Annotated in this window: 13 protein-coding genes and 3 rRNA genes; 14 read left to right on the top strand and 2 right to left on the bottom strand. The window is 64.1% G+C overall.

Annotation, left to right across the window (positions count from 1 at the left end; all coding sequences use genetic code 11):
* Nucleotides 1-43 precede the first annotated feature (43 nt).
* From ACZF5Y_RS06655 to rlmN, 7 genes are all read left to right on the top strand, one after another.
* Nucleotides 44-1,141, top strand: a complete 1,098-nt coding sequence (locus ACZF5Y_RS06655; protein ID WP_497535030.1) for a carboxylate-amine ligase — start codon at nt 44-46, stop codon at nt 1,139-1,141.
* A complete protein-coding gene (locus ACZF5Y_RS06660) occupies nt 1,138-1,731 on the top strand; it encodes a hypothetical protein (protein ID WP_497535031.1) in 594 nt (197 codons plus the stop codon). Before ACZF5Y_RS06655 ends, ACZF5Y_RS06660 begins: the two co-directional genes overlap by 4 nt.
* Before the next feature lie 67 nt (nt 1,732-1,798).
* On the top strand, nt 1,799-3,151 hold the full coding sequence (locus ACZF5Y_RS06665; protein WP_497535032.1) for an AfsR/SARP family transcriptional regulator: 1,353 nt from the start codon (nt 1,799-1,801) through the stop codon (nt 3,149-3,151).
* A gap of 122 nt (nt 3,152-3,273) precedes the next feature.
* Complete coding sequence (exaC, locus tag ACZF5Y_RS06670; protein ID WP_053386321.1) at nt 3,274-4,797, top strand: acetaldehyde dehydrogenase ExaC; 1,524 nt, start codon at nt 3,274-3,276, stop codon at nt 4,795-4,797.
* 111 nt (nt 4,798-4,908) lie between these two features.
* Complete coding sequence (gene adhP, locus ACZF5Y_RS06675) at nt 4,909-5,928, top strand: alcohol dehydrogenase AdhP (protein ID WP_497535307.1); 1,020 nt, start codon at nt 4,909-4,911, stop codon at nt 5,926-5,928.
* A gap of 102 nt (nt 5,929-6,030) precedes the next feature.
* Entirely contained in the window at nt 6,031-6,555 is a 525-nt protein-coding gene (locus ACZF5Y_RS06680; RefSeq protein ID WP_497535033.1) for a DUF779 domain-containing protein, read from the top strand.
* Between the two features lie 34 nt (nt 6,556-6,589).
* A complete protein-coding gene (gene rlmN / locus ACZF5Y_RS06685; RefSeq protein WP_053386320.1) occupies nt 6,590-7,897 on the top strand; it encodes a dual-specificity RNA methyltransferase RlmN in 1,308 nt (435 codons plus the stop codon).
* Nucleotides 7,898-7,906: 9 nt separating this feature from the next.
* On the opposite strand, the gene ACZF5Y_RS06690 is transcribed toward rlmN, so the two are convergent.
* Nucleotides 7,907-8,986, bottom strand: a complete 1,080-nt coding sequence (locus ACZF5Y_RS06690) for an aminotransferase class V-fold PLP-dependent enzyme (protein WP_497535034.1) — start codon at nt 8,984-8,986, stop codon at nt 7,907-7,909.
* Between the two features lie 92 nt (nt 8,987-9,078).
* On the opposite strand from ACZF5Y_RS06690, the gene ACZF5Y_RS06695 reads away from it, so the two are divergent.
* Genes ACZF5Y_RS06695 through ACZF5Y_RS06710 form a run of 4 tightly spaced genes read left to right on the top strand, consistent with a single transcriptional unit; the run spans nt 9,079 to nt 13,831 of the window.
* Complete coding sequence (locus tag ACZF5Y_RS06695; protein ID WP_497535035.1) at nt 9,079-10,038, top strand: LysR family transcriptional regulator; 960 nt, start codon at nt 9,079-9,081, stop codon at nt 10,036-10,038.
* On the top strand, nt 10,022-11,290 hold the full coding sequence (locus ACZF5Y_RS06700) for an MFS transporter (RefSeq protein ID WP_497535036.1): 1,269 nt from the start codon (nt 10,022-10,024) through the stop codon (nt 11,288-11,290). The genes ACZF5Y_RS06695 and ACZF5Y_RS06700 overlap by 17 nt, the downstream gene beginning before the upstream one ends.
* A 10-nt stretch (nt 11,291-11,300) precedes the next feature.
* The gene (gene gltX / locus ACZF5Y_RS06705; protein ID WP_497535037.1) at nt 11,301-12,821 is read left to right on the top strand and encodes a glutamate--tRNA ligase; all 1,521 of its coding nucleotides are present in this window, start codon (nt 11,301-11,303) and stop codon (nt 12,819-12,821) included.
* Nucleotides 12,822-12,844: 23 nt separating this feature from the next.
* Nucleotides 12,845-13,831, top strand: a complete 987-nt coding sequence (locus ACZF5Y_RS06710) for an NAD(P)/FAD-dependent oxidoreductase (protein WP_497535038.1) — start codon at nt 12,845-12,847, stop codon at nt 13,829-13,831.
* A gap of 72 nt (nt 13,832-13,903) precedes the next feature.
* Here the strand turns inward: ACZF5Y_RS06710 and tgt are convergent, their stop codons facing one another.
* Nucleotides 13,904-15,238, bottom strand: coding sequence for a tRNA guanosine(34) transglycosylase Tgt (gene tgt / locus ACZF5Y_RS06715; RefSeq protein WP_497535039.1), 1,335 nt, complete (start codon nt 15,236-15,238; stop codon nt 13,904-13,906).
* Between the two features lie 594 nt (nt 15,239-15,832).
* Here tgt and ACZF5Y_RS06720 point away from each other — a divergent pair.
* The 3 genes from ACZF5Y_RS06720 to rrf all read left to right on the top strand — a co-directional run bounded on the left by ACZF5Y_RS06720 (nt 15,833) and on the right by rrf (nt 21,184).
* A 16S ribosomal RNA gene (locus ACZF5Y_RS06720) occupies nt 15,833-17,358 on the top strand.
* A gap of 483 nt (nt 17,359-17,841) precedes the next feature.
* Nucleotides 17,842-20,942, top strand: a 23S ribosomal RNA gene (locus ACZF5Y_RS06725).
* Between the two features lie 125 nt (nt 20,943-21,067).
* Nucleotides 21,068-21,184, top strand: a 5S ribosomal RNA gene (gene rrf / locus ACZF5Y_RS06730).
* The 16S, 23S and 5S rRNA genes sit together here, the layout of an rRNA operon.
* Nucleotides 21,185-21,371 lie beyond the last annotated feature (187 nt).

Raw genomic sequence — 21,371 nt, forward strand, 5'->3', positions numbered from 1 at the left:
CTGTGCCACACTGGAATCTCCCGACGAAGGAGCAGGTGCTGAGATGGCTGCGACCCCCGCCGCGTCGCCGAGATTCGGCGTCGAAGAAGAGTACCTGCTGCTCGACGCGCAGACCGGTGTGCCCCGCGATGCCGTCGACGAGATGATCGCCGCGCTGCCGGGCCGGCTCGCGGAGCACGAGTACTTCCACTGCCAACTGGAGACCGCGACTCCGGTGTGCGATTCGAACGCGCAGGCGCTGGATGCCTTGAGTGAGTTCCGGGTGGCCGCGGCCGACGCCGCTGACAACATCGGCGTCGTGCTCGCTGGGTCCGGTCTGCCCCCGGTCGGCGGTGAACGGCATGGTACCCGAGTCGACAAGCAGCGCTACCACGACATCGAGCTCGCGATGCGCGGCATGGTGACGCGGTACTACTCGACGGGTACCCACGTGCACGTCGAGGTGCCCTCGAGAGATGCCGGCGTCGGTGCGATCGCCCGCATCGCACCGTGGTCGCCGACACTCGTCGCGCTGACCGCGAACTCGCCGATCTGGCTCGGCGAAGAGACCGGCTACGCCGACTGGCGGTTCATGTCGATTCAGCAGTGGCCGACCTCGGGGTACCCGCCGAAGTTCGACGACGCGGCCGCATACGATCGCGTCGTCTCCGGGCTCGTGCACTCGGGTGCTCTGCTCGACGGCGGGCTCGTGAACTGGCTCGTGCGGCTTTCCGACAAGTACCCGACGATCGAGGCCCGCCTCGCCGATTCCCAGTTGGCCGCGGGCGACGCGGTCGCGTACGGGCTGCTGTTCCGGGCCCTGGTCGCTCGGGCGTTGCGGGAGCATGAGCTCGGCGCGGTGGTCGAAGAACCTCAGCGCGATCACCTGCGCGGCGCGCACTGGGTAGCAGCGCGCAACGGGCTCGAGTCGGTGCTGGTCGATCCGGGTTCCGGTGATCCGCGACCGGCATTCGATGTCGTCGACGCCCTGCTCGACCACGTGGCGCCCGAGCTCGAACGCACGGGCGACCTCGCACTGGTGACGGCGTTCGTCGAACGTCGCAAGCAGGGCGGTGGCGCGCGGGCACAACTGGAACGCTGGCGCTCCGGTGGCATCAGCGCCCTCCTGGAGTTGTACCGCGGCGCGCATCGCGAACCGTGAGCACGCGGGCGAAGCGGCCCGTCGGGTGGGTCGTCGCGGCCGACGGTGCCGAGGCTGTGCTGCACGTGCGTGCGCTCGCACTGCCGTTCAGCACGTTCGTCGCACTGCTGGTCGGCACCATTGTGTGTGCGGGGACGGCGGCCGTCGCGTTGCTTATCGCACTCACCGGCGCTGAGCGAGACTGGCTGCCGCGCTGGCAGGTGGTGTGGATCTCCGCCGTGATCGGTATCGCGGCATTCTTCGTGCTGGCCGCCGTGCTTCGCATGAGTGCCGGCACGCTGCACCTGAGAATCACACCTCACGGGCTCACGGCCGCGCTCGGCTCACGAGACGTCGATCTGCCCTGGAACGCGGTCACTCGGTTGATGCTGCGATCCGGCACCGACTATGCCCGCGTGCACATCGCCGGCGCCTCCCGCCCGCTGACGGCCCTCATCGGGGCAGCTGCGCTCGTCGGATACCGCGCGGGTATCGAAGATGTCAGTCCTCCCGAGTGCGTGCTCACCTGGTGCGCGGCGGCGGGATTGCGTAACCGGGCCGACCCGCGGCGTCATCCCGGCATGGTCGATCTCCAGCGAGGTGTCGCGTAACTCTCGGCACGATGCACGCCGAGTCGGGTACGCTCTGAGCATTCGGGACCGCGAGGAGGGGGTCGTGATGTCTCACACCTGGCAGGCGCTGCGGCGCGGAGAATCGGCGTTGGAGCGGCGGCGACTGCTCGAACGCGCGCACGAGCGGTTCGTGGCGGATCGCGGTATCGTGCTCGACACAGACGGCCGAGCGCAGTTCGCGCAGGCCACCGCGGTGCGGCCGCTGGTGCTGGAATCCTGGCTCAGAGCGCAGCATCACACCGTCGACCCAGACCGCGTGCCCGACCGGCCGGCGATCGATGCCGACGCGCTCATCGATCTGCAACGGACGCATCCGATCGGTGAGGCGTTGCCGGTGGTGCGCCGCCTGCTGCTCGAAGAGGCGAGCGAGTCGGGGTTCATCGTGGCGCTCGGCGACGCGTCCGGCCGGCTGCTCTGGGTCGACGGTGATACGCGACTGCGCACTCGTGCGGAAGAGATGGGGTTCCGTGCGGGCATGGACTGGTCCGAGCGTGCGGTCGGTACGAGCGCTCCCGGAAGCGCCCTCGCCCTCGACCACGCCCTGCAGGTGCTCGGCGCCGAGCACTACTCGCGCGCGGTGCACCCGTGGAGCTGCACCGCGGCGCCCGTTCACGACCCCATCAGCGGCGCCATCATCGGCGTCATCGACGTCACGGGCGGTGACGGGGCGGCATCGCCGCACCTGATGCCGCTCATGGATGCGACGGTGGCCGCCGTCGAGGCCGAATTGCAGCTTGCGGCGCTCCGGCGGCGCATGGAGCAGGATCGCGGTGCCCACACGAGTCCCCGCCGTTCCCGCGCGTCACTCGCCTCCGCTGGCCCCGCGCCGCGCCTCGTCGTGCTCGGTCGCGACCCCGCCGTGCTCGAGTGCGGAGGCCGCGCACTGCCCGTCGCGGGTCGCCACGCCGAGATCCTGCTCGCCCTGGCTGCGTCACCGCGCGGGCTCGGGGCAGCTGCCCTCGCCCGGCAGATTTACGGGCACGATGGCGCGGAGGGTACGCTCCGACCGGAAATGGTGCGCTTGCGCAAGTGGCTCGAGCAGCACGACACGGGTCTCGCACTCGCCTCCCGGCCCTACCGGCTCGAGCCCGGCGTGCGAGTCGACGCCACTGAGAGCCTCGAGGCGCTCGGGCGCGGCGCCCACCGCCTGGCGCTCGCGGCCTACGAGGGTCCGGTGCTTCCCGCCTCCAGTGCGCCCGTCGTCGAGGAGCTGCGGGCATCGGTCGATGCCACCCTGAGAGAATCGATGCTGCAGTCGGCCGCCCCCGACGCGCTGTTCGCGTACGCGCAGAACTGGGCGTCCGACGACGCCCAGGTGTGGGAGACCCTGCTGCAAGTGCTGCCGGCGATGTCGCCGAAGCGTGCGCGGGTGGTCGCCCGGCTCGAACAGCTCGGATAATCGCCGCGAAACACGCTCGATACGTGTGCGCAACGTGCGTGCAACGTCCGCCGACGTAGCGTCGTCGCAACCGATCCTCCCCGAGTGATCGGCATCGACAACGACGTCAGAGGAGATGCACCATGACCGTGTACGCAGCACCCGGGCACCCGGATTCGCTCGTGACCTTCAAGTCACGCTACGAGCACTACATCGGCGGCGAGTGGGTCGCGCCGGTGAAAGGCCAGTATTTCGAGAACATCACCCCGGTGACGGGCAAAGCGTTCTGCGAAGTGGCCCGCGGCACCGCCGAAGACATTGAGGCGGCGCTCGATGCGGCCCACGCCGCAGCACCAGCGTGGGGGCGTACGAGCCCCGCAGAGCGCGCGGTGATCCTGAACCGCATTGCGGATCGCATCGAGCAGAACCTCGAGGCCATCGCGGTCGCCGAGACCTGGGACAACGGCAAGGCTGTCCGTGAAACGCTGAACGCCGACATTCCGCTCGCGATCGACCACTTCCGCTACTTCGCCGGCGCGATTCGCGCGCAAGAGGGAGGGGTCTCACAGATCGACGAGGATCTCGTCGCGTACCACTTCCACGAGCCGTTGGGCGTGGTGGGTCAGATCATTCCCTGGAACTTCCCCATCTTGATGGCGGTCTGGAAGCTCGCCCCCGCACTGGCCGCGGGCAACGCCATCGTGCTGAAGCCCGCGGAGCAGACGCCCACGTCGATCCTGTTCCTGTTCGAACTCATCGGGGACCTGCTGCCCGCCGGTGTCGTGAACATTGTGAACGGGTTCGGCGCCGAAGCCGGCAAGCCGCTCGCATCGAACCCGCGGATCCGCAAGATCGCCTTCACCGGCGAAACGACCACCGGCCGCCTCATCATGCAGTACGCCTCCGACAACATCATCCCGGTCACGCTCGAGCTCGGCGGCAAGAGCCCGAATATCTTCTTCGAGGACGTGCGCGCCCAAGACGACGCGTACTGGGACAAGGCCCAGGAGGGCTTCACGATGTTCGCGCTGAACCAGGGGGAGGTGTGCACCTGCCCCTCACGCGCGCTCATCCAGGAGTCGATCGCGGGCGACTTCCTCGACGCGGTCGTCGAGCGCACGGAGCGGATCACCCGCGGCAATCCGCTCGACACCGACACGATGGTCGGCGCCCAGGCATCGAACGACCAGTTCGAGAAGATTAAGTCGTACCTCGACATCGGCCGTCAGGAGGGCGCGCAGGTGCTCACCGGCGGCGGCGTCGAAGACCTCGGCGGCGAGTTCTCGGGCGGATACTACATTCAGCCGACCATCTTCCGCGGCGACAACTCGATGCGCATCTTCCAGGAGGAGATCTTCGGTCCTGTCGTCTCGGCCACGACGTTCACGGACTTCGACGACGCGATCCGCATCGCCAACGACACCCTGTACGGCCTCGGTGCCGGTGTCTGGAGCCGCAACGGCACCACGGCGTACCGGGCCGGCCGCGCGATCCAGGCGGGCCGCGTCTGGGTGAACAACTACCACGCCTACCCGGCGCACGCCGCGTTCGGCGGCTACAAGTCGAGCGGCATCGGCCGCGAGAACCACCTGATGATGCTCGACCACTACCAGCAGACGAAGAATCTGCTCGTGAGCTACCGCGAGACGGCCGATGGCTTCTTCTAAGCCGGCGAGCCTCCCCGCATCCGCACTGAGAAAGGACACCGCACGATGAGTACGACGCTTCCGACCCAGACCACCGACCGACCGACCGACACCCGTTCCGACGGGGCGACCATGCGCGGGGCATCCGTGCCCGCCTTCGGCGCCCGCCTCGACGTCGAGGCGCTCAAGATCCCGACACCCGGACCGGGCCAGGCGCTCGTGCGCGTGCTGACCACAGGGGTCTGCCACACCGACCTGCACGCCGTCGAGGGGGACTGGCCCGTGCAGCCGAGCCCCCCGTTCGTCCCCGGACACGAGGGCGTCGGCATTGTCGAAGCGATCGGTGAGGGCGTGACGAACGTCGCGGTCGGCGACCTCGTGGGCAACGCGTGGCTCTGGTCCGCCTGCGGGCACTGCGAATTCTGCCGCACCGGGTGGGAGACGCTCTGCGAGCAGCAGCAAAACGGCGGCTACTCCGTCGACGGTTCGTTTGCCGAGTACATGCTCGTCGACGCCGCCTACGCTGCGGTGGTGCCGGCCGGTTCCGACCCCGTCGAGGTCGCACCGGTGCTCTGCGCCGGGGTGACGGTCTACAAAGGGCTGAAGGTGACGGGGGTGCGGCCCGGGCAGTGGGTCGTCATCTCGGGAATCGGTGGGCTCGGGCACATCGCCGTGCAATATGCCGTGGCGATGGGCATGCGCGTCGCCGCGGTCGACATTTCCGACGAGAAGCTTGCGCTCGCGCAGCGCCACGGAGCCGAGGTCGTCGTGAACGCTCGCGAGACCGATCCGGTGGCCGAGATCCAGCGACTCACCGGCGGCACGCACGGGGTGCTCGTCACGGCCGTTCACCCCTCCGCCTTTGGGCAGGCGATCGGCATGACTCGCCGTGGCGGCACCATTGTCTTCAACGGTCTGCCGCCGGGAGACTTCCCCGCGCCGATCTTCGACATCGTGCTCAAGGGCCTCACCATCCGCGGCTCGATCGTGGGCACACGGCAAGACATGATCGAGGCGCTCGATTTCTATGCGCGCGGCCTGATCCACCCGACCGTCGCGGAGCGCCCGCTCGAGGACGTCAATGACGTGCTCGACGAGATGCGCGCAGGCAAGATCGATGGTCGCGTCGTGCTCCGCCTCGCGGCGGCGTGAGACCGGATGGGCCCCGAGGCGCACTGCCGCGGGGCCCATCCCCACCCCCGGCGTAGGCTGGGGATCAGCAGCGGCAGTGCGGCCGCGGAGAGGAACGCGCTCATGAGTGCTCCAGACACAGTTTCGTCGCCGACGGAGATCGGTAACGCGTGCAGCGTGTCCGGATCGCCGGCGTCTCCCGCCCCCGCGGGTACGGCGGAGATACCCGGCACCGTCGCAGCGCGACCCGAGGTCGCGGGAGAGTCGGAGAGCTGGCTCGCCTTCACCCCGGCCGCGCTGCACCTGATCGAACAGTTGTGGGCGATGCACGGGCCGCTCATGTTCCACCAGTCCGGCGGCTGCTGCGACGGCAGCTCACCGATGTGCTATCAGCGCGGCGAGTTTCGTACGGGCGATCAAGACGTGCTTCTCGGCACGCTCGAACTGCCTGCTGCGGCTGCGGAAGTCGCTGCGGAAGGTGATCCCGCACCCGAGCCTCGGGAAATCGGCTTCTGGATGTCGCGCGAGCAGTTCGGCGTCTGGGCGCACACCCACCTCACCGTCGACGCGGTGCCGGGGCGCGGCAGCGGGTTCTCCCTCGAAGCGCCGGAAGGTCGTCGCTTCTTGATCCGTTCACGGCTGCTGTGATCGGCTCGCGCCGCGACCTGCGACAATAGACGGTGTGGATCCCAACAAGCTCAACCATGATCGCGCCCCCGAGAGCACGCCGCTGATCAAGACCCGGCCCGCCGCGGCCGGTGCGGCGTCGCGCCCGCAGGTGCGCCCGAAGGCCGAGGGTTGGAAGCAGATCGCCGGCCCCGACGGCCGCCCGACGCTGCAGTTCGCCTCACCCCGCGTGAAGCAGCCTGCCACGCACCTCGCCGACCTGACGCTCGAAGAGCGCGAGGCGAAAGTCGTCGAGATGGGCGTGCCCAAGTTCCGTGCCAAGCAGATCTCGAAGCACTACTTCGAGCACCGCACCACCGACCCCGAGCAGATGACGGATTTGCCGAAGGACCGCCGCGAGGAGCTCGCCGAGGCATTCTTCCCGCCGCTGCTCACCGAGGTGAAGCGCCTCGTCACCGACGACGGCGACACCATCAAGTTCCTGTGGCGCCTGTTTGACGGCGCGCTCGTCGAGTCCGTACTCATGCGCTACCCGGGCCGCATCACCCTGTGCGTCTCCAGCCAGTGCGGCTGCGGCATGAACTGCCCGTTCTGCGCGACCGGCCAGGCCGGCCTCACGCGCAACATGTCGACGGCCGAGATTCTCGACCAGATCGTGCAGGCCAACCGCGTCATCGCCGAGGGCGGCCTCGGTCGCAAGCGCCGCGAGGGCAACGGTGCCGAGCCGGAGCGCGTCAACAACATCGTCTTCATGGGCATGGGCGAGCCGCTCGCCAATTACAAGCGTGTGATGAACGCCGTGCACCGCATGATCGCGCCATCGCCCGAGGGCCTCGGCATGTCGGCTCGCGGTATCACGGTGTCGACGGTCGGTCTGGCCCCCGCCATCCGCAAGCTCGCGGACGAGAACATCCCGATCACGTTCGCGCTGTCGCTCCACGCCCCCGACGACCAGCTGCGCGACGACCTGATCCCGGTGAACAGCCGATGGAAGGTCGAAGAGGTGCTCGACGCGGCGTACCACTACTACGAGACGACGGGTCGACGCGTCTCGATCGAGTACGCGCTCATCAAAGACATGAACGACCACGCGTGGCGCGCCGACCTCCTCGCCGAGAAGCTCAATGCGCGCGGACGAGGCTGGGTGCACGTGAACCCGATCCCGCTGAACCCGACGCCGGGCTCCATCTGGACGTCGTCGACTCGTGAGGTCACGCGCGAGTTCGTCGACCGGTTGAATGCTGCCGGCATCCCGACGACGCTGCGCGATACCCGCGGCAAAGAAATCGACGGAGCCTGCGGCCAGCTGGTTGCTACGGAGCAGGACAAGGCCGAAGCCGAGGCCTTCGCCGCCGCCGGCTAAGCGCCAGGGTCAGCGCCCGAGCGCTGCGACGAGCAAGTCAATGTCGTCGGTCGTGTTCCAGAGATGGAAGGCGACGCGGGCGTTCCCGGCGCGGCCGGAGGCCACGATGTTGGCGCGCGTCATCGCCGCGAGGTCAAGCCCGTCGGGGTCGGCCCAGGTGACGATCGCTGAGGTGCCCGCAACACTCGGGTCGTGCGCGGCTCCGGCGATCCCGAGCCGTTCACGCGCATGCGACGCCAGACCGACCGCGTGCGCGTGGGCCGTTGCCGGGTCGATACTGCCCATCGTCTCGAGCGCCGCCACCGTGCCGCCGATGACCGGCCACGCGGGGGAGAGGTCGAATCGTCCGGCGCCCGCGGCGAGCGGTGTGTGTCCGGCGTAGCACGACGACCAGGGATCATCTGCCGAGCACCAGCCCGCGGCGAGCGGCACCAGGTCATCGTCGAGACTCTCGCGCACGGTGAGGAACGCGGAGCCGCGTGGAGCATTCAGCCACTTGTATGCGTGGCAGATGGTGAAATCGAAATCGCTCGCGTCGACGGGCAGCCACCCGAGCGCCTGAGTGAGGTCGACGCACGTGCGCGCGCCGACCGATGCTGCGGCGCGGGCGATTGACGGAGAGTCTGCGATGGATCCGCACGCGGATTGCACGTGCGACCACGCCACGAGGTCGGTCGTCGGGCGCACCGACGCGGCGAGCTCGGAGAGTGAGGCATAGCGCACACGCACGCCGCGCCGGGCGAGTTGTTCGAACGGGTGGGTGAGCGAGGCGAAGTCACCGGCGACGCAGAGCACTTCCCCGCCGTCGGGCACGGCCGTCGCGACGACCGATGCGAACTGCGATGCTTGGGTGCCCACGGCGACCCGGTGCGCGAGTACCCCGGCAAGCCGCCCGTACAGCGCACGGCACTGCTCGACCTGCGCGCTGATCGTGTCGGCGCGCATGCGCCCCGATGCCCACGCATCGACGAATGCGCGCACCGCGTCGGTCGTGGCGTGCGCGGGGAGGCCGGCGGTGCAGGCCGACAGGTATCCGGGGACTCGGGGGAACTGCGCCTGTACATCGGCGATCGCGGGGTGGGAGATCATCACGCCAGGCTAGAAGAGCGCTAGGCATAATGAAATGGAATCATTCTTATGTTTTGCTTCGCTTTGCGTTATGTCTCGTGTAGACTGCTCTCATGAGCACGACGCGCACTGCCGATCCGCTCGGGTCGATCGACTCGACCGAGCTTCGCATTCTCCACGCACTCGCCACCACGGGCTCGCTCACGGCCGCGGCGCAGAGCCTCGGTCTGAGCCAGCCCGCAGTGAGCCAGCGCATCAAGCGCGTGGAGACCCGATTGGCCGTGCCGCTCATCGAGCGCAACGGCCGCGGAATCCGCCTGACAACTGCGGGCCGCATCCTCGCGGATCACGGGCGAACCGTCGTCACCGAGATCGATGCGGCACTGGCGGCGATCGACGATCTGCGCGGCGAACGTGCCGGAACCCTCCGTCTCGTCGGATTTCCGAGCGCGAGTGCCACCGTCGTACCCACCCTCATGCGCCAACTCGCGATCGAAGCGCCTGACGTCGCGCTGCAGTACCGGGAGGCCGAACCCCCGGCGGCCACCGCGATGCTGCGCGACGGAGAAGTGGACTGCGCCCTCATCTTCGACTACGAGGGTGCGGCTGAACTTCCGGCGGGCAGCGCTTTCCTGCCGCTGTGGCGCGAAGAGGTGCACCTGGTCGCCTCAGACGAGCGAGCAGCCGGCGAATCGACCGCACGGTTGGGCGACTTCTCTGCAGAGCACTGGATCGCCGGATGCGAGAAGTGCCGTGGCCACCTGCTCGCTGCGGCCGCAGACGCCGGGTTCGAGCCCGACATCATCCAGGAAACCGACAACGTGCCCGCGATGCTCGCGATGGCCGCGGCCGGTGGTGCGGTCGCGTTGGTTCCGGGCCTGGCTCTGGCGGCAGCGCGCATCCTCCCCGATGACGCTCGAGCTCTGCCGCTCGACCCGCCGCGATACCGCACGATCGGGCTGGTGTCGATGTCGACCGCCAATGAGAGCCCGCAGGTGCGGCTCGCCAAGCGCCTGCTCGCCGCGGTCGACGGGTCGGCCTGGCACCTCGAAGCGGTTGGCCAGCCTGTCTGAGGCGATCGCGCCGCAGCGGGTGCAACGCCGCACGGTCGCGGTACTCGCAACCGGCACGGTACTCGGCGGCCTCGGCGTGGGCGCATCGCTCTCGGCAGGGGCACTGCTGATCACCGACGTCACGGGCAACCCGGCGCTCTCGGGGTTCGGGTCCACGATGAATGCCGTCGGGGCGGCCCTCGCGGGCATTCCGCTCGCTCGCCTCGCGGCGCGTCGCGGTCGCCGTGTGGCGCTCGCTTCGGGAAACCTGGGCGCCGTCGTGGGTGCGGCGCTCGTCATCATCGCGGCCGGCGCGGAACTCGGCGAACTGCTGTTCGTCGGCCTCGCGGTGCTCGGCATCGCAGCGGCAGTGCAACTGCAAGCGCGGTTCGCCGCGACCGACCTGGCGAGCCCGGCGCAGCGCGCACGCGACCTGTCGCTCGTCGTCTGGTCGATCACCGTCGGTGCGGTGATCGGACCGAATCTGATCGGCCCGGGTGAATCTCTCGGGCGTGCGCTGGGTCTGCATCCGTTCTCGGGCATCTTCCTCTTCACGATCGTCTCGCAGCTCGCAGCGGGTCTCGTCGTCTGGGGAGGTCTGCGACCCGACCCACTGATCGAAGCGCGTCGCCGCGCGGCAGTCGACGCCGACCGTGACACGGAACTCGGTGGCGTGCGCACGGCACCGTCACCCACAGTCTCACCCGTGCTGCCCGAAGCACGCACTGCTCAGGTCCTCGCCATCGCCGCCGTGGCAATCGGGCACGCGGTAATGGTGGGCATCATGGCGATGACGCCGCTGCACCTGACGCACCACGGCGGCAGCATCGAGCTCGTCGGCATCACGATCAGTCTGCACATCGCCGGCATGTATGCGCTGTCGCCCCTGGTCGGCCTGGCCGCTGGGCGGTGGGGTGCGGTGCCCGTGGTGCTCGCGGGATTCGCGTTGCTCGCCCTCGCAGCAATCGGCACCGCACTCGGGGGCGAGTCGGTGCCCGCCGTGCAGATCTCACTGGTGCTGCTCGGTGTCGGGTGGAGCCTGGTGACGGTCGCGGGTGCGGCGCTCGTCACCGCACTCACCCCCGCAGCCGATCGACCGGCGCGCCAAGGGCAGGCTGATACCGCGATGAACGCGGCGGGCGCGCTCTTCGGTGCAGTGTCGGGGGTGCTCTTCGCGACCGGAAGATTCCCTATGCTCTCGAGCGTCGCTGCGGTGCTCATCGTTGCGGGCGTCGTGTGTACCGTTCGCCTACGGGAGGCCGCACGACGCTAGAATGACGATGATGTCACACACCGAGAGCCCCCAGTTTTCCACTGCGACCGGAGCCGATGTCCGTGTTCGCTTTTGCCCGTCGCCGACCGGTACGCCGCACGTCGGCATGGTGCGCACCGCACTCTTCAACTGGGCGTACGCCCGGCACAGCGGCGGCACCTTCGTCTTCCGCATCGAAGACACGGATGCCGCGCGCGACAGCGAAGAGAGCTACGGCCAGATCATCGATTCACTGCGGTGGCTGGGGCTCGACTGGGACGAGGGCATCGACATCGGTGGTCCGAACGGCCCGTACCGTCAGTCGCAGCGTGGTGACATCTACCAGGGGGTGATCGCCCAGCTCCGCGAGGGCGGTTATCTCTACGAAAGCTACTCCACTGCTGAGGAGATCGACGCGCGGAACATCGCCGCGGGTCGCCCGAAGCAGCTCGGGTACGACAACTTCGATCGCGACCTCACCGACGAGCAGCGTGCAGCGTTCCGTGCCGAGGGTCGCGAGCCCGCCTTGCGGTTCCGCGTGCCAGACACCGATCTCTCGTTCACGGATCTCGTGCGCGGCGACATTACCTTCCCCGCGGGTTCCACTATTGACTTCGTCGTGGTGCGTCCCAATGGTGCTCCGCTGTACACGCTGGTGAATCCGGTTGACGACGCGCTCATGGGCATCACGCACGTGCTCCGCGGCGAAGACCTGCTCTCGTCCACGCCCCGCCAGATCGCGCTGCACCGCGCGCTGGTAGAGCTCGGCATCGCCCAGGCGATCCCGCAGTTCGGCCACTTACCCTACGTGTTGGGCGAGGGCAACAAGAAGCTCTCGAAGCGTGACCCCGAGTCGAACCTGCTGCATCACCGATCCCGCGGTTTCATTCCTGAGGGGCTGCTCAACTACTTGTCTCTGCTGGGCTGGTCGCTGGCTCCGGATCGCGACGTCTTCTCCAGTGATGAGATGGTGGCGGCGTTCGACGTCGCCAACGTCAACCCGAATCCGGCTCGCTTCGATCAGAAGAAGGCCGATTCGATCAATGCCGACCAGATCCGCCTGCTCTCCGAGGAGGACTTCGGCCAGCGAATTCTGCCCTACCTCATCGCTGGGGGCGCACTGCAGATCGAACCCACCGAGGCGCAGCGAGAGACTATCCGGCGCGCCGTGCCGCTGGTGCAGAGCCGTGTGACGGTGCTCTCCGACGTCGTGGGGATGCTGGGATTCCTGTTCACGACGACCGAGCATCTCTCCTACGAAGACGACGCGCTCGCCTCGCTTAAAGACGATGCGCCCCAGGTGCTCGCCGCCAGCATCGGGGCGCTCGACCCCATTGCAGAAAACGAATGGTCGACGAAACGCATCCAAGAGGCCTTGCAGTCGGCCCTCATCGATGGGCTCGGCATCAAGTCCCGCCTCGCGTTTGGTCCACTGCGTGTCGCGGCCTCCGGGCGTCGCGTTTCGCCGCCGCTGTTTGAGTCGTTCGAACTGCTCGGCCGAGATGAGTCGCTGGCACGCTTGCGCCGTCTGGAAACCCAGCTCGCGAGCTGATTCCGAACACGCGGAGCGGGAGTATGACGACGACTGAAGCACCGATCGGTGTCGCAATCATCGGGGGAGGCCCGGCGGGGCTGTCCGCCGGGCTGCAACTCGTGCGTGCGAATCGACGCATCGCAATTATTGACAGCAACCGCCCGCGTCATTCGGCGACGCTGCAATCGCACGGTTTTCTGACTCGCGACGGTGTGTCACCGCTCGAACTCCGACGGCTCGGCCGGGAAGAATTCACGGCGTACCCGACCGCACAGTATGCACAGGCGATCGCACGAGAGGTCGTTCCGCTCGACGAGGCCGACGCGCGTGCCGCAGGGTTCCCCGACGGAATCGGGTTCACGGTACGCGCTGCCGGAATCCGCGGCGCCGCCGACGTCGAGTACACGGCGCGTCGGGTACTCATCGCTGCCGGGCTCACAGAAGAGCTGCCAGCGCTTCCGATGATTCGCGCGTATTACGGCACGGCGCTCCACAGCTGCGTCGAATGCGACGGGTTCGAGAAGACCGACAAGCCGTTGGCACTTATCGGAGAGACGACCGACGTCTTCGCGCGAGCGTTGTTGATCAGCCGCTTCAGCTCTGATCTCATCGTGTTCACGAATGGCGCCGATACCGTGCGCTCTGAGCAAGAGGAGCAGCTCGGTCGCATCGGTATTCGTGTCGAGCGACGTCCGATCGACGATATCCTCGGCGAACGCGCGGAGATGACCGGAGTGAGACTCGCCGACGGCACCGTGATTCCGCGCGTCGGGGGGTTTGTGCGGCCGCGGTGGCATGCCCCGGTTGAGTTCCTCGGCGATCTCGATATCGCTCGAGACGGGTGGGGGCTTCTCGAGGTCGACGATCGCGGTGAGTCGTCGATCCGAGGCATCTACGGCGTCGGCGACATCGTGCCGCCCGGTCCGCAGCAGTTGATCATCGCCGCTGGCGGTGGCGCCCGAGTCGCGGCCAAGCTGAATCTCGACATGATTCGCGGCGCGCTCGGCGTCGGTCGCGTCGACGAATAGCGCACTTCACACGCTGGCGCTCGCCCGACAGCTGCCGCACTCGGCCGATGTCGGGCGAACTCCCGGCATCACTTAGCGTTGCGATGCGTACCGGGCGGCCGCTTGCCGAGCAAACTCCACCCCGTACTGCTGTCCGAGCACTTCATCACGCAGCTCAGCAAAGGTTCCGTCGATGATGCTCGCGCGAATGCGCTCGACCAGACGCACGATGAACCGTTCATTGTGAATCGTCGCCAGCGTCGACCCGAGCATCTCTTTCGCCTTGAACAGATGGTGCAAGTACGCGGCGGTGTAGTGCTCGCAGGTGTAGCAATCGCATTCCGCGTCGAGCGGTTCGAAGCTGCGGCGTTGACCCGACGACTTCGCGTTGATGCGCCCGCGCGACGAGTACATCGTGCCGCCTCGCGCCTGGCGCGACGGGGCGACGCAGTCGAAGGTATCTGCGCCGGCAGCGATCCCGGCGAACAAATCATCCGGTTCCGAGATACCGAGCAGGTGTCGTGGCTTGGACTCAGGGAGTTCATCGGAGACCCAGCCGACGATCGTGCCGAGCTCGCTCTTTTCGAGCGCGCCGCCGATACCGAAACCGTCGAATTGCTGTTCCGTCGCGTCGGCTCCAGTCAGGTGAGCGAGTCCGGACGCCGCTTGACGACGCAGGTCCTCGTATTGCGCGCCCTGCACGACGCCGAAGAGCGCCTGGTACGGGCGGTGCGTGCGAGATGAGGTCTGACGTGCGTGCTCGTCCAGGCAGCGGACGGCCCAGCGCTCGGTGCGCGCGACGGAATCCTCTTGATAGGCGCGCGTGTTGAGCAGGGTCGTGCACTCGTCGAACGCGAAGATGATGTCGGCGCCGAGCTCGTGCTGAATGCGCATCGAGACCTCGGGGGTGAAGCGATGCTTGTCGCCGTTCAAGAATGACTTGAACGTGACGCCGTCTTCATCGACGTGCGCCAGGCGTTCTTTGTTCTTGGCGATGACCTCGGCATCGGAGTGCATCGTTTCACTCATCGAGATCACCTTCTTGAACCCGACGCCGAGTGACATCACTTGGAATCCGCCTGAGTCGGTGAACGTCGGCCCATCCCAGTTCATGAACTTGCCGAGGCCACCGGCCTCATCGATGAGGTCGCTGCCCGGCTGCAAGAACAGGTGGTACGCGTTGGCGAGCACGGCTTGGCCACCAAGCTCGGTCACCGTTGCAGGAAGCAGCGACTTGACCGTCGCCTTCGTGCCCACCGGGATGAAGGCGGGAGTTTGGATGTCGCCGTGCGGGGTGCGGATCGTGCCGGCACGTCCCAGGGGCGAGCCGTCGCTTCCGGTAGCGCCCCCGGATTCGAGTCGGTGCTCGACCGTGAAGCTGAAGTCTGCGGGGGAGGGGAGTGCCGAAGCGGTGGAGGGGTCATTCACCCGTCCATCTAAGCACTCGTGAAAGTCATGCGAGTGGGGAAAAGGGAGGGTGCGCATCGGTGGGTGTCGTTTCGGGTGTGTGGCGCGCCCGGGATTCGGTGTTTTCGGGTGTGTACGCCGGGTTTTGGGGTGTTTTGGGTTGCTGGTCGCCGTGTGTGGGTGTGGGTGTCTGGGGGTTGTCGGGAACATGAATTGGCGGTTTCCTGCGGCAACACGCCCGGGATGTGGGCTCGTGTTGCTGGGGGTGTGGGATCCACGTAATCTATTCCCTTGTCAGCGCGACGAAGCCGGACTGAAACGGTCCGGTTCTTCTTCATGCGCTTCTCACCACAGTTCATGTGGTAAGTTAGACAGGTTGCTGTTCGGAGCCTCCTTGGTTGGGGGTGACGGGTGGTGTCTGGTCTTTGAGAACTCAATAGTGTGCACTTTTAATTGTCATATGCCAATTATTTAACAATCCCCGACATTCACATTCGTGTGGGTGTGGGAGATTCCTTTTTTGGATAACAAGAATCGTCAGTATTGATGGTTCTGTTGCCTGATTGAACTCGTTGCGGTTTCCGGTTTTTCCCCGGGAGCTTGTGACAATCGTTTTTTACGGAGAGTTTGATCCTGGCTCAGGACGAACGCTGGCGGCGTGCTTAACACATGCAAGTCGAACGCTGAAGCTCCCAGCTTGCTGGGGGTGGATGAGTGGCGAACGGGTGAGTAACACGTGAGTAACCTGCCCCGAACTCTGGGATAAGCGCTGGAAACGGCGTCTAATACTGGATATGTCCTATCACCGCATGGTGTGTAGGTGGAAAGAATTTTGGTTCGGGATGGACTCGCGGCCTATCAGCTAGATGGTGAGGTAATGGCTCACCATGGCGACGACGGGTAGCCGGCCTGAGAGGGTGACCGGCCACACTGGGACTGAGACACGGCCCAGACTCCTACGGGAGGCAGCAGTGGGGAATATTGCACAATGGGCGCAAGCCTGATGCAGCAACGCCGCGTGAGGGATGACGGCCTTCGGGTTGTAAACCTCTTTTAGTAGGGAAGAAGCGCAAGTGACGGTACCTGCAGAAAAAGCACCGGCTAACTACGTGCCAGCAGCCGCGGTAATACGTAGGGTGCAAGCGTTGTCCGGAATTATTGGGCGTAAAGAGCTCGTAGGCGGCTTGTCGCGTCTGCTGTGAAAACTGGAGGCTCAACCTCCAGCCTGCAGTGGGTACGGGCAAGCTAGAGTGCGGTAGGGGAGATTGGAATTCCTGGTGTAGCGGTGGAATGCGCAGATATCAGGAGGAACACCGATGGCGAAGGCAGATCTCTGGGCCGTAACTGACGCTGAGGAGCGAAAGCATGGGGAGCGAACAGGATTAGATACCCTGGTAGTCCATGCCGTAAACGTTGGGAACTAGATGTAGGGCCTGTTCCACGGGTTCTGTGTCGTAGCTAACGCATTAAGTTCCCCGCCTGGGGAGTACGGCCGCAAGGCTAAAACTCAAAGGAATTGACGGGGGCCCGCACAAGCGGCGGAGCATGCGGATTAATTCGATGCAACGCGAAGAACCTTACCAAGGCTTGACATATACGAGAACGGGCGAGAGATCGTCAACTCTTTGGACACTCGTAAACAGGTGGTGCATGGTTGTCGTCAGCTCGTGTCGTGAGATGTTCGGTTAAGTCCGGCAACGAGCGCAACCCTCGTCCTATGTTGCCAGCACGTTATGGTGGGAACTCATGGGATACTGCCGTGGTCAACACGGAGGAAGGTGGGGATGACGTCAAATCATCATGCCCCTTATGTCTTGGGCTTCACGCATGCTACAATGGCCGATACAAAGGGCTGCGATACCGCGAGGTGGAGCGAATCCCAAAAAGTCGGTCTCAGTTCGGATTGGGGTCTGCAACTCGACCCCATGAAGTCGGAGTCGCTAGTAATCGCAGATCAGCAACGCTGCGGTGAATACGTTCCCGGGCCTTGTACACACCGCCCGTCAAGTCATGAAAGTCGGTAACACCCGAAGCCGGTGGCCTAACCCTTGTGGAGGGAGCCGTCGAAGGTGGGACTGGTGATTAGGACTAAGTCGTAACAAGGTAGCCGTACCGGAAGGTGCGGCTGGATCACCTCCTTTCTAAGGAGCACTCACCAACCATTGGTTGGTGCAGAGAATGTGTGATCGTCACCAAACGCGTGACGCACACAGCTCATGGGTGGAACATACGACAAAGCAAGCTTTGATGGCTCGCCTGTGCTAGTACGTCACTTCCGTTTTGGCGGGGTGATTGGAACGCGTGGGTGAGTGGTCTGGTTTGCGTAAAGAGTGCATACTATTGGGTCCTGGGAGACCAGCCGGCCGCACCTTGGGGTGTGGTGGACTGGATCCTTGACCCACTGTTGGAGAACGTGTTGTCTTCAGGGGTGGGATCGACCGTACGTTGAGAACTACACAGTGGACGCGAGCATCTTGCAGCGTCAAAACATCAGGGACATGCCTTTGGGTGTGGTTCGGGGTGGTTTGGTGCTGCTGATACTAATAATTTCATTGGTCACACACTTTGACTGTCGAAGCTTTCGGGTTTTGGTGGTGGGTGTGTGGTTCTGAATACTTATGTGATTTCAAGTCTCAAAGAGCAAACGGTGGATGCCTTGGCATCTGGAGCCGAAGAAGGACGTAGTAATCTGCGATAAGCCTCGAGGAGCCGATAAACGGGCTGTGATCCGAGGATTTCCGAATGGGGAAACCCCGCCAGGGCGCGTGCGTACCTGGTGACTCCCGCCTGAATATATAGGGCGGGTAGAGGGAACGTGGGGAAGTGAAACATCTCAGTACCCACAGGAAGAGAAAACAATAGTGATTCCGGGAGTAGTGGCGAGCGAAACCGGATCAGGCTAAACCGATCATGTGTGATACCTGGCAGGGGTTGCATGGTCGGGGTTGTGGGACATGCCTCGGAGCGCTGCTGAGCTTCGGACGTGAGAGTGAAGCTATAGGAGAACGCCTTGGAATGGGCGGCCGGAGTGGGTGAGAGTCCCGTATCCGAAATGGTTTTACCGCGTGGTGTGTATCCCAAGTAGCACGGGGCCCGAGAAATCCCGTGTGAATCTGTCAGGACCACCTGATAAGCCTAAATACTTCCAGATGACCGATAGCGGACTAGTACCGTGAGGGAAAGGTGAAAAGTACCCCGGGAGGGGAGTGAAATAGTACCTGAAACCGTTTGCTTACAATCCGTTGGAGCACCCTTGTAGGTGTGACAGCGTGCCTTTTGAAGAATGAGCCTGCGAGTTAGCGATATGTGGCGAGGTTAACCCGTGTGGGGTAGCCGTAGCGAAAGCGAGTCTGAATAGGGCGGTTCAGTCGCATGTCCTAGACCCGAAGCGAAGTGATCTATCCATGGCCAGGTTGAAGCGACGGTAAGACGTCGTGGAGGACCGAACCCACTTAGGTTGAAAACTGAGGGGATGAGCTGTGGATAGGGGTGAAAGGCCAATCAAACTTCGTGATAGCTGGTTCTCTCCGAAATGCATTTAGGTGCAGCGTTGCGTGTTTCTTGCCGGAGGTAGAGCTACTGGATGGCCGATGGGCCCTACAAGGTTACTGACGTCAGCTAAACTCCGAATGCCGGTAAGTGAGAGCGCAGCAGTGAGACAGTGGGGGATAAGCTTCATTGTCGAGAGGGAAACAACCCAGATCACCAACTAAGGTCCCAAAGCGCGTGCTAAGTGGAAAAGGATGTGGAGTTGCTGTGACAACCAGGAGGTTGGCTTAGAAGCAGCCACCCTTGAAAGAGTGCGTAATAGCTCACTGGTCAAGTGATTCCGCGCCGACAATGTAACGGGGCTCAAGCACGCCACCGAAGTTGTGGCATTCATATAACAGGTAGGCCTTCGTGGTCCAGCCGTATGGATGGGTAGGAGAGCGTCGTGTGGCGAGTGAAGCGGCGGTGTGAACCAGTCGTGGATGCCACACGAGTGAGAATGCAGGCATGAGTAGCGAAAGACGGGTGAGAAACCCGTCCTCCGGAAGACCAAGGGTTCCAGGGTCAAGCTAATCTGCCCTGGGTAAGTCGGGACCTAAGGCGAGGCCGACAGGCGTAGTCGATGGACAACGGGTTGATATTCCCGTACCGGCGGTAAACCGTCAAAGACCTAACCAGTAGTGCTCAGCTATCCAATACTTCATGGATCCTTCGGGTGATGTGGGGTGGCGGTTGCGAACCCGAACTGGGGTGGTGAGCGTGAGGTGTGACGCAGGAAGGTAGCCTGTGCCGGGCGATGGTTGTCCCGGTGTAAATGTGTAGCCCGTCGATTATGAACAGTTTTCGGCTTTGGGTGAGACATGATGCGGACCCGTTTGGGGAAGCAGGTGATCCTATGCTGCCAAGAAAAGCATCGACGTGAGGTTTGCTGTTGCCCGTACCCCAAACCGACTCAGGTGGTCAGGTAGAGAATACTCAGGAGATCGAGATAATCATGGTGAAGGAACTCGGCAAAATGCCCCCGTAACTTCGGGAGAAGGGGGGCCACCCACTTATACGGATTTACTCCGGAAAGGGTGTGGTGGCCGCAGAGACCAGTGGGAAGCGACTGTTTACTAAAAACACAGGTCCGTGCCAACACGCAAGTGGATGTATACGGACTGACGCCTGCCCGGTGCTGGAAGGTTAAGAGGAGAGGTTAGACCTTGGTCGAAGCTTTGAATTTAAGCCCCAGTAAACGGCGGTGGTAACTATAACCATCCTAAGGTAGCGAAATTCCTTGTCGGGTAAGTTCCGACCTGCACGAATGGCGTAACGACTTCCCAGCTGTCTCCACCGTGAACTCGGCGAAATTGCAGTACGAGTAAAGATGCTCGTTACGCGCAGAAGGACGGAAAGACCCCGTGACCTTTACTACAGCTTGGTATTGGTGTTCGGTGTGGCTTGTGTAGGATAGGTGGGAGACTGTGAAGCTCAGACGCTAGTTTGGGTGGAGTCGTTGTTGAAATACCACTCTGGTCATATTGGACATCTAACTACGGACCCTGATCGGGTTCTGGGACAGTGCCTGGTGGGTAGTTTAACTGGGGCGGTTGCCTCCCAAAAAGTAACGGAGGCGCCCAAAGGTTCCCTCAACCTGGTTGGCAATCAGGTGGCGAGTGTAAGTGCACAAGGGAGCTTGACTGTGAGACTGACAGGTCGAGCAGGGACGAAAGTCGGGACTAGTGATCCGGCAGTGGCTTGTGGAAGCGCTGTCGCTCAACGGATAAAAGGTACCTCGGGGATAACAGGCTGATCTTGCCCAAGAGTCCATATCGACGGCATGGTTTGGCACCTCGATGTCGGCTCGTCGCATCCTGGGGCTGGAGTTGGTCCCAAGGGTTGGGCTGTTCGCCCATTAAAGCGGTACGCGAGCTGGGTTTAGAACGTCGTGAGACAGTTCGGTCCCTATCCTCTGCGCGCGTTGGAGATTTGAGAGGATCTGACCCTAGTACGAGAGGACCGGGTTGGACGGACCTCTGGTGTGCCAGTTGTTCTGCCAAGGGCATGGCTGGTTGGCTACGTTCGGGATGGATAACCGCTGAAAGCATCTAAGCGGGAAGCCGGCCTCGAGATGAGATCTCCGTCACCCTTGTGGTGGTGAGGCTCCCAGTAGATGACTGGGTTGATAGGCCAGATGTGGAAGCAGGGTAACTTGTGGAGCTGACTGGTACTAATAAGCCGATGACTTGATTTCTTCCCAACCTTGAGTGGTTGGGGCATGAGTATCTTCAGTAACGATGTAAGCGTCCACTTTGTGGTTCTAGACGTACGGCCACACACCCCCGAGATGGTTGGGGTGTGGTCATATGTGAATAGAGTTACGGCGGCCATAGCGTCAGGGAAACGCCCGGTCACATTCCGAACCCGGAAGCTAAGACTGACAGCGCCGATGGTACTGCAAGGGGGACCTTGTGGGAGAGTAGGACACCGCCGGACACCTTTTACAGAAAGGGTCGCACGGTGTGAACCATGACGGTTCACACCGTGCGACCCTTTCGCTATTTCTGGGACCGGTTTGCGGCCGAGAGCAGTGTCGCCTGGTTCGGCTCGTCGTACACGGAGCTTCCCCGTTGCGATCAGGGAGTTCGCCAGGGGCGCACTGCGAAGTTTTGAAGGCTGGGTT

It is taken from the genome of Leucobacter sp. WKLB1, assembly GCF_059696215.1.

Coding starts and splice junctions, on each gene's coding strand:
- ACZF5Y_RS06655 (WP_497535030.1), top strand. CDS start 44: ATGGCTGCGACCCCCGCCGCGTCGCCGAGATTCGGCGTCGAAGAAGAG.
- ACZF5Y_RS06665 (WP_497535032.1), top strand. CDS start 1,799: ATGTCTCACACCTGGCAGGCGCTGCGGCGCGGAGAATCGGCGTTGGAG.
- exaC (WP_053386321.1), top strand. CDS start 3,274: ATGACCGTGTACGCAGCACCCGGGCACCCGGATTCGCTCGTGACCTTC.
- adhP (WP_497535307.1), top strand. CDS start 4,909: ATGCGCGGGGCATCCGTGCCCGCCTTCGGCGCCCGCCTCGACGTCGAG.
- ACZF5Y_RS06680 (WP_497535033.1), top strand. CDS start 6,031: ATGAGTGCTCCAGACACAGTTTCGTCGCCGACGGAGATCGGTAACGCG.
- ACZF5Y_RS06690 (WP_497535034.1), bottom strand. CDS start 8,986: ATGATCTCCCACCCCGCGATCGCCGATGTACAGGCGCAGTTCCCCCGA.
- ACZF5Y_RS06695 (WP_497535035.1), top strand. CDS start 9,079: ATGAGCACGACGCGCACTGCCGATCCGCTCGGGTCGATCGACTCGACC.
- gltX (WP_497535037.1), top strand. CDS start 11,301: ATGTCACACACCGAGAGCCCCCAGTTTTCCACTGCGACCGGAGCCGAT.
- ACZF5Y_RS06710 (WP_497535038.1), top strand. CDS start 12,845: ATGACGACGACTGAAGCACCGATCGGTGTCGCAATCATCGGGGGAGGC.